This window comes from Thauera sp. K11, from assembly GCF_002354895.1.
In the GTDB taxonomy this organism is placed as follows: Bacteria; Pseudomonadota; Gammaproteobacteria; order Burkholderiales; family Rhodocyclaceae; genus Thauera; species Thauera sinica.
In genome coordinates this window covers 2,895,595-2,909,949 of the sequence record NZ_CP023439.1, presented here as the reverse complement: position 1 = coordinate 2,909,949, position 14,355 = coordinate 2,895,595, and the positions used below count along the sequence as shown (strand labels likewise).

Below are 14,355 nucleotides of genomic sequence, written 5' to 3'. Positions count from 1 at the left end.
TTGATGTGAAATAGCCGACGGCCCGCAAATCACAATTGCCGGATCAGCAACAACCGCCCTGGCCCGGGAGCGGCCGCATGTGGACCGGCAATCGGGAACTTCGTTGATGAGTGGCGGCGGGGCCGATGAGTTCCTCGCCATCCGCCGCATCGTGCCCGAACGGGGTACGGCCTGCGGGCGGATTGCCGATGACGGCTGGCCGGCCCGCGTCGCGCCGCTCCCGCAAGCCGTTGCTGCCGCCCCATGTTCGTCGCGGCATCCGTCCCGAGATCCCGCATCTCGCGTTCCGGGCTCTGTGCCACAATGGGCTATGACAAATTCCTCCATCGGCCCGCAATCCGCGATCGACGGCAGGCAGTCGTTGTCGCTGCTCCAGCGCCGCATCCGGCTGTTCGAATGCATCGGCGTCGGCCTGACGGCGGTGCTGGTGGGGCTCGCCACGCTGATTCCGATGTACGGCCAGTTGCGGCGCAACGTGGATCTGGCGGTGGGCCACCACGTGCAGATCCAGGCGCAGGCGGTCGGCCACCTGTTCGCCAATTTCGCCAGCATCACCGCGCAGCTCACCAGCCGGTCCCAGATCCGCGAGGCGCTGGAGCACTACAACGAAGGGCGTCTTTCCCGCAGCGAACTGGAGGCTTTCAGCATTCCGCGGCTGCGGGACGCCCTCGAACAGTCGCCGCTGGTGGCGGGGCTGCTGCGCCTCGATCGCGAGGGGTATCCGGCGGTGGCGATCGGCAAGACCATCCCGCAGGCGCTATGGCGCATTCCCGCCACCGACGCACGCACACCCGAGCAGCACGGCCCCTTCCACCTGCTGGGGCAGGAGGTGCTGATCGTATCCGCCGCGATCGTGACGCGCGAAGGACTGCGGGTGGGGACGGACATCGTGGCCTTCGATCTGTCCGCGCTGCGCGAGGTCCTTTCCACCCTCAACGCGACGCCATATGCGCGCGGCGCGCAGGTCTATCTGTTCCACCGCGCCGACCGCCGGCTCGTGCAGTTCGCGCCGAACGGGGCCGGATTCGTCGTCGCCGGCGACGATCCGGTGCGCGCCGCGCTGGACGGGCTGCCCGACCTGGCGGCGGGCACCGCGTCCGTCCCGGGAGACGGGCAGCGCCAGCTCTTCGCCTCGGCGATGCCGAAGATGGAAGACTGGCAACTGGCGGTGACGATCGATCGCGCAGCCCTGTATGAAGGCGTCCGCCGGGAGCTGTACTGGCCGGTCGCGGCCATCGTCTTGCTGATGCTGGCCAGTGGCGCCCTGACCCTGGTCGCCATCCGTCCGCTGTCGCGGCGCATCGCCGGGCAGTCCCAGCGCCTGGCGCTGGCGGCGAGCATCTTCAGCTCCAGCGGCGAGGGCATCCTGCTGCTCGACGCGGACCGTCGCGTCATCGGGCTCAACCCCGCCGGCTGCCGCATGCTGCAGCGGCAGGCCGAGGAGGTGCTGGGCCGCCATTGCTGCGGCTTCGATGCCGGCGACGCGGTGGATGCCGACTGCGCGGCCATCTGGCGCAAGGTGGACGACGACGGGCAATGGCAGGGCGAAATGCCGCTGCGCCGGGCCGACGGCACGGTGTTCGACGCCTGGGTGTCGCTTGCCGGCGTGCGCGACGAGGACGGGCGCGTCACTCACTACAGCGGCCTCATCGTCGACATCTCGGCGCGCAAGGAGGCCGAGTCGCGGATCCGCACGCTGGCTTACCACGACGAACTGACGGGCCTGCCCAACCGCATCCTGATGCAGGACCGCCTCGGGCACGCCCTGCGCCAGGCCAGGCGGGCGCGCGACCGGGTCGCGCTGCTCTTCCTCGACCTCGACAAGTTCAAGCCCGTCAATGACAGCTACGGCCACGCGATAGGCGACCAGTTGCTGAAGGCGGTGGCCGAGCGCCTGCGCCTGACCGTGCGCGAGGGCGACACCGTGGCGCGGGTGCATGGCGACGAATTCGTGGTGATCCTCGAAGGCATCGAGACGCCCGAACCCGCCGCCCGCGTCGCCGGCAAGATCGTCGATGCGCTCGGCAGCCCCTTCACCGTCGATGGTCGCGAGATCCGTCTCGGCACCAGCATCGGCATCGGCGTCTACCCCGATCATGCGTCCGACGTCGAGACCCTGATCCGCTGCGCCGACATCGCCATGTACGATGCCAAGCAGGCCGGCCGCAACGGCTATCGCTTCTTCATCGCCGGCAATGCTCCCGGCGGGACGGTGCCCGGCTGAGGTAAGCGGCGGGCGCTCCCGGCCTTTCGGTTGCCGCCTGGTCCGGGCGCGGCGCGCCGGCTAGCGGCCGGCCGCGGGCGCGGCGGCGCGCGATGCCAGGCTGCGCTCGTCGATGGGCAGATGGGCGAGCGCTGCGACCACGCCCAGCGCGATCACGATGCCCCACACCAGATCGTAGGAGCCGGTGGCGTCGAACAGCCTTCCGCCCAGCCACACGCCGAGGAAGCTGCCGACCTGGTGGCTGAAGAAGATGACGCCCGACAGCATGCCGAAATAGCGCATGCCGAACACCTGGCCGACGATCGCGTTGGTGAGCGGCACGGTCGACAGCCAAAGCAGGCCCATGACGGCGGCGAACAGGTAGACGGCGAGCGGCGTCAGCGGCACCAGCAGGAACACGCTGACCACGATGCTGCGCAGGAAGTAGATCGACGCCAGCAGCATGCGCTTCGGGTAGCGGTTGCCGAGGTGGCCGTAGCCATAGGTACCGGCGATGTTGAACAGGCCGATCAGCGCCAGCGCGGTCATGCCGACGTTGGCCGACAGCCCCTTGTCCAGCAGGTAGGCGGGCAGGTGCACGCCGATGAACACCACCTGGAAGCCGCAGACGAAGAACCCCAGCGCCAGCAACTGGAACGAGCGTTCGCCGGCGGCCTGGCGCATCGCGGCTTGCGCCGACTGGCCGGCATGGGCCGCGGCGGGCGTCAGGCCGCGCGTCAGGGCGGCGCCCAGCGGCACCATCAGCGTTGCCGTGACCGCGAAGACGAGCAGGGTGCCGAACCAGCCCAGGCCGTCGATCAGGCCGGCCGCCATCGGCACCATCAGGAACTGGCCGAACGAGCCTGCCGCGCCGACCAGCCCCATCGCCCAGCTCAGGCGCGCCTGCGGCACGATGCGCCCCATCGCCGCGAACACCACGCTGTAGGTCGTGCCGCTCTGTGCCAGGCCGATCAGCACGCCCGCGCTGGCGGCCAGCCCGGTACCGGTGGCCGACCAGGCCATGCCGGCCAGGCCCAGCGCATAGAGGACGGCTCCCGCCCACAGCACCCGGCGTGCGCCGAAGCGGTCGGCGAGCAGCCCGGCAAAGGGCTGGAACGCTCCCCAGGCCAGGTTCTGCACCGCGATCGCGAGGGAAAAGACCTCGCGGCTCCACTGCTGTTCCTGCGTCATCGGCGCCAGGAAGAGCCCCATCGTGTGCCGGATTCCCATCGAGATGCAGACGATGAGCGCGGCGAACAGCAGGACCGTGGCGAGCGGGCGGGGAGACTGGCTTTGCATTCGATTCATCCGGGACGGCGGCCAGCCCGGGGCGGCCGCGGGAGGAGGGTGGCGTTCAGCCGTTGAGCGCTTCGCGCACCCAGGCGTTGGCCTGCTTCGCGTCGAAGCCGCTGCCGAACTTCGCCTTCAGCGCGGCCATCACCACGCCCATCGATTTCGGACTGCGGTCAGCCAGGCCGGCAACGGTCTCGGCAATCAGCGCCTTCACGTCGGCTTCGCCCGCCATCGGCGGCAGGTATCCGGTGAGGATGGCCGATTCTTCCTGCAGCGCCGCGCGGCGTTCCTCGTCCTTGATCACCGCCAGTGCTTCCTGGTTGTTCTTCAGGAACTTGCGGATCGTACCCTGCACCTCTTCGTCGCTGCTCTCGCGGTTGCCGGCGTTCTTGCCGACCATCTCGGCCTCGGCGATCAGGGTGGTGAGCAGGGTGGCGCGCACGCCGGCGGCGGACTTGCGCGCGAGCAGGGCGTCTTTCTTCAACTGGGACAGCAGGCTCATGGGGAACTCCAGGAATGTCGGGGCGGCGTCGTGTGCCGCGGCGCTGCCGCAGGCAGCCGGCGTGCCGCCCGTGAAGCGGTACGGGGCGACAGTGTACCGCGGCGCGCGAGAAGCTCGTGCATGTCGCGCCCTGCGCCCGGATAATCGCCCCTTTTGCCGCTTCCCGGCCCGCCCATGCGCCCTGCAGGTTCCGCCCACCCCGCGCCGCCGTTCAGTTTGCCCGACGTGCTGATGATCCTCGTCGCGCTGGTGTGGGGGACCAGCTACGGCGTGTCGAAGCTGGCGCTGGCCTACTACCCGGTGCTCGGCTTTCTCGCGGTGCGCTTCATCCTGACCTGCGTGCTGCTGCTGCCGGCCTTGTGGATGGCCAGGCCGGACGAGCGGCGCAACGCCATCGGCGCCGGCCTGCCGCTGGGCCTGCTGCTGCTGGCGATCATGCTGTGCGAGACCTTCGGCGTGGCCAACACCAAGGCTGCGAATGCCGCCTTCCTGATCAGCCTGTGCATCGTGCTGACCCCCTTCGCCGAATGGTGGCTGCTGCAGCGCAGGCCCGGCGGCACCGCGCTGGTGTGCGCGTCGGTGTCGCTGCTGGGGGCGGCGCTGCTCGGCGGCGGACCGGATGCGCGGCTCGGTTTCGGCGACGCGCTGATGCTGGCGGCGGCAGTGCTGCGTGCAGTCATCGTCTGCCTCACCAGCCGCATGATGTGGAAGCGGCCGGCGCCGGCACTGGCGCTGACCGCGGTGCAGACGGGCGTGGTCGGCTTCGGCTGCCTGGCGCTGGCCATGCCCGGCGGGCTGCCGCCCCTGCCGTCGGCGTCTTCGTTCTGGATCGCCACCGGCTACCTGGTGCTGGGCTGCACGGTGTTCGCCTTCTTCGCCAACAACTATGCGCTGAACCACAGCACGCCGACCCGCGTGGCCCTGCTGAGCGGCACGGAGCCGCTGTTCGGCGCGGTGTTCGCGATGCTGTGGCTGGGCGAGCATTTCGGTGCGCCGGCCTGGGCCGGCGGCGCGCTGATCGTCGCGGCGTCGACCTGGGCGGTGCTGCGCCGGGGGCCGCGGCGCTGAGGCCGCATGGCGAAAACCGTTCGGGCGGCCGGGAGGAAGCCCGCGCTTTCGCCGCCGGCGCACGTCGCGGGGCGACCGCCGCGCCGGTCCGGGCGGCTCAGCCGCGCCCCTTGTCCTCCACGAGCGGAAAGACGCCCAGCCCCCATTCGGCCAGGCGGACGGTGGAGGGGCCGAACTGCTGCGTGATGCGCAGCTTCTGTTCGCCCAGCGTGATCGTCACGCCGTCGTGGATCTCGCGCTCGGCATCCACCCTGGCCTGCAGGGCGAGGTCGAGGCAGTAGCGCAGGTCTGCCTCGTCGTTGCGCAGAACCTCGATCTCCGCCGCCAGGGTGGCCGCCGTCTGCTCGGCGCGGGCCACGACGTCCGGCGGTACGCGGCCGGGGTTGCGATCCGCGAGGGTGAGCAGCTTGCCCACCTCCAGCAACTGGTTTTCCTTCTGGTCGCGCTCTTCGATCTTTTGGTGCATGGCCTGGGCCAGCGCGGGACTGCTGCCGATCTCGAGTTCGGTGCGGACGCGGTTGGCGCCGCCGATCACCCGCGCCTGGATGGACAGCGAGGCGCGCACCACCCCACCGATGATGTGCCCGCGCCGATGATTGCCGACGCGGATGTGGTTCGCCGCAGTGAGTTCGCACTGCATCGCGACGTCGTCGATGAAGATCGAATCGCCGGCGTCGACGCGTGCCTGCTGGATATAGGTGGCGGAGAAGCTGCCGCCGCAGCGGATGCCGTGGGCGGCGTCGTCCTTGCCCGCCGTCTTGCTGCCCAGCGCGCCCATCACTCCGCCCTTCACCACGATGCTGCCGCCGGCCTCCAGCGTGGCGGGCTCCACCGTGCCGCCGATCTCGATGTCGCCGGTCGCGCGCACCGTCATGCCCGCGGTGACGTCGTCGAGCACCTTCACGTTGCCGTCGAAGCTGATGTTGCCGGTGGACATGTCCACCGACTTCAGCGTCAGGATGGGCTCGACGACGATGCCGCCGCGCATGCGGACGGGCTGGCCGTCGCAGGCGGCGATCAGGAGATCGGGGTCGTCGGGCGACACGCTCGTGCCGCGCAGGCCGGCCGGGAAGCGCGTCTCCTTGCCGGGCCGGGGCGCGAGCGGCCGGCCGAGCACGCTGAGGCCCTCCGTGCCGCCGGTGGGCGGATGGCGGCGCATCAGCGCATCACCCTGCCGCACGACCAGGATGTCGCCGAGGTCGCGGTAGTCGGTGCGCCCCGAGGGACGGATGTTGGGGACGCGGTCGCGCGCCTCGGGCAGCAGGCACTCGAGGCGGCCGTCCTCGCCGGCGACCGGCTCGCGGCCGCGGGCGATCACCAGTTCGCACGCCTCGCCGGTACCGATCGCGCGATTGATCTCGGGCACCAGGATGCCCTCGGTGATGCCCCTGGCGCTGATCTCGTCGAGCAGCATCGCACTCGTGACCGGATTGCCGCCCTGGGGCGGAAAGATGCTCAGCATGGCGGTCAGGCCGTCGGCAGGGACGGTGATCTGCAGGCTGCCGTCGACGACGTCGGCGATCGCGGTCGCCTCCACCGGCCGGCCGGCGTTGTACTGCGCGATCAGTCCGCGGATCGCGTCCGGGCGGATGCGCAGCGCCTGGTAGCCCGCGGCGGCGAGGCGGTCGCGCAGCCATGTCGCCTGGATGCTGGGGAAATGCGGGTCGTGGCCGAGCGCGGCGATGAGCACGCGTGCGTCCTCATCGAGCGTGAGCGTGAGTTCGGGGCCGTCGGGGCTGTCGTCTTTCATGCGTCAAACGGATTGCATGCGCGCGGCGCGTGAGCGGCATTGTAGTCGCGTCAACCGGCGCTTGCGCGATTCTCGTTCTTCCATGCCCGCCGGCCGCGGCGCAGGTGCTTCATCTTTTCGATGGCGTCGTCCACATAGGTGAAGACGACCGGGATCACCAGCAGGCTGAGGAAGGTCGAGGTGATCAGGCCGCCGATCACGACGATGGCCATCGGCGCACGGAAGCTCGGGTCGGTGCCCAGGCCGAGCGCGATCGGCATCATGCCGGCGCCCATCGCCACGGTGGTCATCACGATGGGCCGGGCGCGCTTGCGGCAGGCGTCGAGCAGGGCTTCGAAACGGCTCAGCCCGTGCTCGCGGCGCGCCAGCACCACGTAGTCGATCAGCAGGATGGAGTTCTTCGTGGCGATGCCCATCAGCATGATGAGCCCGATCATCGACGGCATCGACAGCGCTGAGTGCGTGACGAACAGCGCCAGGAAGGCGCCCGGCACCGACAGCACCAGCGCCGCGAGGATGGTGACCGGCTGCACGAAGTCGTGGAACAGCAGCACCAGCACGATGTAGATGCACAGCACGCCGGTCAGCATGGCCAGGCCGAAGCTGGCGAAGAGTTCGTTCATCGCCTCGGCGTCGCCCACCGTGGTGTGGATCACGCCGGGCGGCAGGTCGCGCATGCCGGGCAGGGCCAGTGCCTGCTTTTCGACCTCGCCCAGCGGCTGCTGGTTGAGTTCGATCTCGAAGTTGATGTTGCGCAGGCGGTCGTAGCGGTCGATCTCCACCGGGCCGCTGTCGATGGCGACGGTGGCGACGTTGCCCAGCGGCACCGGGCCGCGCGTGCCGGGCACGCTGAGCTGTTCGAGCAGCGCGAAGTCGCGCCGCGCCTGCGCCGGCAGCTTGACGACGATGGGGACCTGGCGCTGCGACAGGTTGAACTTGGGCAGGCCCTGGTCGTAGTCGCCGGTGGTGGCGATGCGCAAGGTGTCGCCGATCGCCGCCGCGGTGACGCCGAGATCGGCGGCGCGGGCGAAGTCGGGTCGCACGACGACCTCCGGCCGCACCAGGCTGGCGGTGGTGTTGACGTTGCCGATGCCCGGCAGGGTGCGCAGTTCGCGCTCGACCTGGCGGGCGTGCTCGGCGAGCGCCTCGCCGTTCTCGCTCGCCAGCACCAGCACGTATTTCTCGTTCGAGCCGCCCAGGCCCACCTGCACGCGCACGCCGGGCAGTGCCGCCAGCGCCTCGCGCAGCGCGTTCTCGACGTCCTGCTTGCGCATGCCGCCGCGCTCGCCGCGCGGCGTCAGGTTGATCGTCAGCGTCGCCTTGCGCACTTCGGCCGCGCCGCGCGGCGTGAAGGGGTCGGAACCGGCGGCGCCGCCGCCGACCGCGGTATAGACGAGCCGGACGTGCGGATTGCGCCGCACGATCACGCGCGCCTCTTCGGCGACGGCCAGGCTTTCTTCCAGCGTGGCGCCCGGCGGCAGGGCCAGGTGGACCTGGGTCTGGGACAGGTCGTCGGGCGGGATGAAGCCGGTGGGCAGCAGCGGCACCAGCGCGAACGAGCCGACGAAGAAGGCGACCGCGGCCAGCATGGTGACGAGGCGATGCTTCAGGCACCAGTCCGCCCAGCCGAGATAGCGGCCGAGCCAGCCCGGCTCGTGATGCCCGCCGCGCGGCGCCTTCAGCAGATAGGCCGCCATCATCGGCGTCAGCAGCCTTGCCACGACGAGGGAAAAGAACACCGCGATCGCCGCCGTCCAGCCGAACTGCACGAAGAACTTGCCGGCCACCCCGCTCATGAAGGCGGTGGGCAGGAACACCGCGATCAGCGTGAAGGTGGTGGCGATCACCGCCAGCCCGATCTCGTCGGCCGCTTCCATCGCCGCGTCGTAGGGCGTCTTGCCCATGCGCAGGTGGCGCATGATGTTCTCGATCTCGACGATGGCGTCGTCGACGAGGATGCCGACCACCAGCGACAGGCTCAGCAGCGTGACGACGTTGAGCGTGAAGCCCATCAGCCACATCGCGGCGAAGGCCGGCAGCACGGACAGCGGCAGCGCGGTGGCCGACACCGCGGTGGCGCGCCAGTCGCGCAGGAAGAGCCAGACGACGGCGACGGCCAGCGCCGCCCCTTCGAGCAGCAGCGACATCGAGCCGTCGAAGTTCTCCTGCACCGGATCGACGAAGTTGAACGCCTCGGTGATGGCGATGTCCGGATGCTCGGCCTGCAGCCGCGCAAGTTCGGCATGTACGCCGTCGGCCACCTCGACCTCGCCGGCGCCGCGGCTGCGGGTGATCTCGAAGCCGACCACCGGGCGGCCGTCCAGCAGCGCCGCCGAACGGCGCTCGGCCACCGTGTCGCTGATCGTGGCGAGCTGGTCCAGGCGCACGCGGCGGCCGTCCGGCAGCACGATCTCCATCGCCGCCAGTTCCTCGGCCGAGCGCACGGTGGCGATGGTGCGCACCGATTGTTCGATGCCGCCGATGTCGGCGCGGCGGCCCGCCGCCTCCTGCTGGATGAGGCGCAACTGGCGCGAGATGTCGGCGGCGCTCGCCTTCAGCGCCAGCAGGCGCCGGGGGTCCAGTTCCACCCGCAGCTCGCGGCTGACGCCGCCGACGCGCGCCACGGCGCCGACGCCGGCGACACTGAGCATGCGTTTGGCCACGGTGTTGTCCACGAACCACGACAGCGCCTCGTCGTCCATGCGGTCCGAGGCCACCGTGTAGGTCAGGATGGGGGCGCCGGAGACGTTTATGCGCGACACGATCGGGTCGCGCAGGTCGCCCGGAAGGTCGGAACGGATGCGCGCCACCGCGTCGCGTACGTCGTCGACCGCTTCCTGCGTCGGCTTCTCGAGGCGGAATTCGGTGGTGACGGTGGCAAGTCCGTCCTGCACCTTGGTGTAGATGTGCTTGACGCCCTGCACGGTGGCGATCGAATTTTCGAGCTTGCGCGCGACCTCGGTTTCCAGTTGCGCGGGCGCGGCGCCGGGCAGCGAGGCGGTCACTACCACGGTGGGCAGGTCGATGTCGGGGAACTGCTGGATCTTCATCGCGCGAAAGCCGATGAGGCCCAGCACGGTCAGCAGCAGGAAGAGCAGGATCGACGGAATCGGGTTCCGGATCGACCATGCGGAGACGTTCATCGCGCTGCCGTCCCCGGGGTCCGGGCGGCGTCGGCGACGCGCACCGTGTCTCCATCGGCGAGGAAGCCGACACCCTGCGCGACGACGCGGGTGTCGGCCGCCAGTCCGTCGGCGATCTCGATCCGTTCGCCGACGCGGCGGCCGATCTTCACCTTGGCCTGGGCGACGCGCGCCTCGCCGCCTTCGCCCGGCCCTTCGAGGCGGAACACGTAGGCGAAGCCTTCGCGCAGCAGCACGGCGGACTGCGGCAGGGTGAGCACGCTGTCGCGGCCCAGCTCGAATTCGCCGCGCGCGAACATGCCGGCCAGCACCGCCCCGCCTTCGGCCGCGGGCTGCAGGTCTACGTGGACGATGCCGTTGCGGGTCCCGGGATCGACGGTGGGCGCCACGGTGCGCACCCTGCCGCGCACCATGGCGCCGTCGGGGCCGGTCAGCGTGGCGGGGGTGCCGGGGACGAGGCGCCCCAGCGCGGCCTCGGGGACTTCCGCGCGCCATTCCAGCCGGCCGCCGCGAATCAGCCGGAACAGGGGCTCGCCGGATTGCGCCAGCGAGCCCACCGTGGCGGTGCGTGCCGACACGATGCCGTCGTCGGGCGCCAGCACCCGCGTCTGCGCCTGCCGCACCCGGTCGGCCTGCACCCTGGCCCGGGCCGCCTGCAGGCGTGCGGCGGCGGTCTGCTCCGCGCTCAGGTACTGGCGGATCTGCTGGTCGCTCATCGCGCCGCTGCCGTGCAACTGGCGCGCGCGCTCCGCGTTGGCCCGCGCCTCCTGCAGCGCGGCCTGGGCCTCGGCTTGCGCGGCGGTCGATTGGGCAAGCTCGGCGGCCACCGTGTCCTCGGCGATGCGCGCGAGCAACTGGCCCTTGCGGACGCGGTCGCCGACGTCGGCGTCGACCGCGGTCAGGCGGTAATTGCTGATCTCGGCGCTGATGACCGCTTCCTGCCAGGCCGAGATGTTGCCGGTGGCCGGCAGCAGCCGGGGCCATTCGGCCCGTTCCGGCACGGTCCCGGCGACGGTGAGGGCGGGCCGGACGCGGCCCGCCGGGCCGGGCTCCGGGGCGTTCTCGCCGCCCGGCGCCGCGATGGCCGCGACGATGCCGGCGGCCAGTGCCGAGGCGGCCAGGACCGCCGCGATCCTTCTTCGCCGGACCTTCACTTGCTGCACTGCAACTGTCCCGAACTCACCACCACCGCGCAGTTCAGGATGCCGCACTGGCAGTGCCGGATCACGACCGGTGCGCTGTCGGTGCCGAGGTTGACGCCGCGCGAGCACACGCATTCGGTGGGCATCGGGCTGGGCTGGGCGTGCGCCCGCTCCGCGGCCGTCGAGGCGATCAGCGCGGCCGCCGCCGCGAAGGCGGCAATCACGGCCGGAACGAGGAAGGGTCTTGCGCGCATGGCAGGCTCGAGGATCGGTGTTGCCGGGCCGGGCTCACTCCGGCAGCGCGATGCGGCCGTCGGTGCTGAACTGGTAGTCGCGGAACACGTGCTCGGCGCTCAGCAACTGGTAGTTCCCGTCTTCCTGCCGGCGCGAGGTGTTCTTCAGGCGGTAGGTGTACTGGCCGCAGGTCCAGCAGTCGAAGTTGCGCATGTGGGTGCACAGGCAGGTCTTGTCCCACACCTTCACCTTCTTCGCATCGGGATGCGCGGCGACCTCCCGGTTGTAGGCTTCGATGTACTGGCAATTGCCCTTGGAGTCGAGCAGGTAGCCGTAAGCCTCGCAGTTGGGACGGATGCCGCTGCCGATCGCCGGGCTGCTCTTGAGCATGCGCATCGGATAGCCGGTGGGGGAGATCTGGTTCACCTCGATCTCGTCCTCGCTGACCTTGAAGTAATCCTGCTTGACGTCCTCGGGCAGGCCGCACTCGCGGGTGACGGTGAAGCGCGTGGCGACCTGCACCGCCGACGCGCCCAGCTCGAGGAAACCGACCGCGTCGCTGCCGGTGAAGATGCCGCCGGCCGGGATCAGCGGGATGTCGAGCTGCTCGGCCTTCAGCCAGTCGCGGACCTCGATCAGGATCGTCGCCAGGTCGTATTCCGCCCAGTCCAGGCCGAAGCCGAGGTGGCCGCCGGCGAGCGGCCCTTCCACCACGACGTAGTCGGGCATGCGGCCGGTGCGCGAGTTCTTCTTCAGGAAGAGCTGCAGCGCGCGCAGCGAGGACACGATGATGCCCAGCTTGACGTCCCTGAAGCGGGGATGCTCCTCGATCAGCGCGAACGAGCCCAGGTGCAGGCCGGCCGCCAGCGTGATGCCGTCGATGCCGTTGTCCATGGCGGCGAGCAGGCGGGCCCGAAGGGTTTCCTTCGGGCTGTTCATGGTCAGCTTCTCCATGCAGTTGATGAAGATGAGACCGTCGCCGCGCTTGGCCTCCATCGTGCGCCGCACGTGGGTGGCGGTGGCTTCGGCCACCAGCCCGAGGTCGAACTGCACTACCGATTTGTCGGGATTCTCGACGTTGAACTTGTACTGCTTGAGCTTGTTCTTGACGTACTTGGTGTTGTAGCGGCGGTCGGAAACCGTCGGGAGCATCGCGTCCGAGATATGCCCGATCCCGCCGAGGCGGGCGGCCTCGAGGGAGAGTTCGGCGGTCGAGATGTCGACCCCCATGCCGCCCACCATGATCGGCACCAGTTCCCTGTTGCCGAACTGCAGGCGGAAATCATCAACGCGCTTCATTGCATCCGAGTCCAAATTTTTGCAGTCCGGCATTATCGCCCGACCGGGCCTGCAGATGGTGCGCGACCTGCGCGAATTGCGTGCGCGGCGTCCAATTTTTCATGCCGGACCCGCAGCGGATCGGCATGCCGGCGCTTTCGTCGGCGCGAGGCGCCACAGCGAGGTGATCTCCGCCGAGCGCGCCGCATGCAGCGGGTCGCTCCGGTCGCCGGCGCGTGGATGGCGCGGATGCGCATCGAGCCGGCCGGCGACCTCGAGGCCGGCCGCCGCGATCCAGTCCATCAGTTCGCCGCGGCTGCGCAGTCCGAGATGCTCGGCCAGATCGGACAGGATCAGCCAGCCCTCTCCGGCAGGCGCGAGGTGGGCGGCAAGCCCGGCGAGGAAGCCGCGCAGCATGCGGCTGTCGGGGTCGTAGACGGCATGCTCGAGCGGCGAGGTCGGACGCGCGGGCAGCCAGGGCGGATTGCACACCACCAGCGGCGCGCGGCCATCGGGGAACAGGTCGGCGCGCACGACGTCGACCCGCCCGGCCAGGCCGAGCCGCGCGACGTTGTCGGCGGCACAGGCGAGCGCGCGCCCGTCCTGGTCGGTGGCAACCACGTGCGCCACGCCGCGATGCGCGAGCACGGCAGCCAGTACGCCGCTGCCGGTGCCGATGTCGAAAGCGAGGGCCTGCGACGGCAGGGGCGCGGCCGCGACCAGATCGACGTATTCGCCGCGCACGGGCGAGAACACCCCGTAGCAGGGATGGATGCGTGCGCCGAGGGCCGGCACTTCGACCCCCTGGCGGTGCCACTCGCTGGCGCCGATCAGGCCGAGCAGTTCGCGCAGCGAGGCGACGGATGGTTCGCCGTCCGCATCCCACGCCTGGGCGCAGGCTGCGCGCGCGTCCGGGGCGCGCCGCAGCGGGATGCCGAAATCCGCGTCGAAGGGGATCAGCAGCATGCCCAGCGTGCGCGCCCGCTGGGCCTGGGCCTGGCGGTGCAGGTGGAAGGCTTCGGCCGGCGGTCGGACGCCGCCGTCGGCGCTCCCCGGCTTGCGCGGCCGGTGCGCGCCGCGCCTGGCCATCGCCTGCAGCAACTGGCGGGCATTGTGGTAGTCGCCGCGCCACAGCATGGCTGTTCCTTCGCAGGCCAGGCGATAGGCCGCATCGGCATTGAGGCGGTCGTCGGCCACGACGACCCGCCGCGGCGGCGGCAGCCCGCTTTCCGAACGCCAGCGGGCGCTGCGGGTGGCGCCGTCTTCTTCCCAGGTCAGCCTTGGCGCCGGCTGCGCGCAGTCGTCGGTCCGGTTCATCGCCTGCGGCTCCGGGCGGCGGCGCGGGGTGGTGCAGGGCAGGCGGACGGTGCACGCGACTCAGCCGGGCGCGAAATGCCGGCGACCATGGAGGCGGCCGTCGGCGGGATCGGTAACCGGGATCTGGCGGTCATTTCCATGACGAGGACGGTAGTCGGGGAAGTGGCCGGAGTCTGCGTCATCGCCGCGAGAAAGGCCACCGTGCCGGATACCGGCACGGCCGCATCCCATGCGTCCGGCAGCAGCGGAACGCGCCTGCCCGGGCTTCTTCCGCCGCATGTTGCCGCGGCCGTCCGGCGACGCGGAAACGGACGCGGGCGCTCCGGCGGGGCCGGCGTGGAAAAATGCACGCCCCGTGCGGACTAGTTCATGCGGACACGCGACGCCCGGCACCGCGGCTGCCGGAATTCGCTACCATATGAAGA

General features: G+C 70.6%; 10 protein-coding genes. 2 read left to right on the top strand and 8 right to left on the bottom strand.

The features are described from left to right. The first annotated feature begins 310 nt into the window (after positions 1-310). Positions 311-2,224, top strand: a complete 1,914-nt coding sequence (locus CCZ27_RS12545; protein WP_096448631.1) for a diguanylate cyclase domain-containing protein — start codon at positions 311-313, stop codon at positions 2,222-2,224. Positions 2,225-2,284: 60 nt separating this feature from the next. Here CCZ27_RS12545 and CCZ27_RS12540 read toward each other — a convergent pair whose 3' ends face one another. Next, the gene (locus CCZ27_RS12540) at positions 2,285-3,502 is read right to left on the bottom strand and encodes an MFS transporter (RefSeq protein ID WP_198363117.1); all 1,218 of its coding nucleotides are present in this window, start codon (positions 3,500-3,502) and stop codon (positions 2,285-2,287) included. Between the two features lie 55 nt (positions 3,503-3,557). After that, positions 3,558-3,998 (bottom strand): GatB/YqeY domain-containing protein, encoded by a 441-nt coding sequence (locus CCZ27_RS12535; protein ID WP_096448627.1) that lies wholly within the window; start codon positions 3,996-3,998, stop codon positions 3,558-3,560. Positions 3,999-4,172: 174 nt separating this feature from the next. Here CCZ27_RS12535 and CCZ27_RS12530 point away from each other — a divergent pair, with 174 nt between their 5' ends. Beyond that, positions 4,173-5,066, top strand: coding sequence for a DMT family transporter (locus CCZ27_RS12530; protein WP_096448625.1), 894 nt, complete (start codon positions 4,173-4,175; stop codon positions 5,064-5,066). Between the two features lie 97 nt (positions 5,067-5,163). Here the strand turns inward: CCZ27_RS12530 and CCZ27_RS12525 are convergent, their stop codons facing one another. The 6 genes from CCZ27_RS12525 to CCZ27_RS12505 form a co-directional block, all read right to left on the bottom strand. After that, positions 5,164-6,816: a flagellar assembly protein A gene (locus CCZ27_RS12525; protein WP_096448623.1), complete on the bottom strand. Its 1,653-nt coding sequence runs from the start codon at positions 6,814-6,816 to the stop codon at positions 5,164-5,166. Between the two features lie 50 nt (positions 6,817-6,866). Further along, positions 6,867-9,959: an efflux RND transporter permease subunit gene (locus CCZ27_RS12520; RefSeq protein ID WP_096448621.1), complete on the bottom strand. Its 3,093-nt coding sequence runs from the start codon at positions 9,957-9,959 to the stop codon at positions 6,867-6,869. After that, positions 9,956-11,122: an efflux RND transporter periplasmic adaptor subunit gene (locus tag CCZ27_RS12515; RefSeq protein WP_232516372.1), complete on the bottom strand. Its 1,167-nt coding sequence runs from the start codon at positions 11,120-11,122 to the stop codon at positions 9,956-9,958. The genes CCZ27_RS12520 and CCZ27_RS12515 overlap by 4 nt, the downstream gene beginning before the upstream one ends. Then, positions 11,110-11,355, bottom strand: a complete 246-nt coding sequence (locus CCZ27_RS24320) for a hypothetical protein (protein ID WP_232516370.1) — start codon at positions 11,353-11,355, stop codon at positions 11,110-11,112. The genes CCZ27_RS12515 and CCZ27_RS24320 overlap by 13 nt, the downstream gene beginning before the upstream one ends. Before the next feature lie 34 nt (positions 11,356-11,389). Continuing rightward, a complete protein-coding gene (locus tag CCZ27_RS12510) occupies positions 11,390-12,634 on the bottom strand; it encodes a nitronate monooxygenase (RefSeq protein WP_096448617.1) in 1,245 nt (414 codons plus the stop codon). Between the two features lie 99 nt (positions 12,635-12,733). Further along, the gene (locus tag CCZ27_RS12505) at positions 12,734-13,930 is read right to left on the bottom strand and encodes a methyltransferase (RefSeq protein WP_096448615.1); all 1,197 of its coding nucleotides are present in this window, start codon (positions 13,928-13,930) and stop codon (positions 12,734-12,736) included. Positions 13,931-14,355 lie beyond the last annotated feature (425 nt).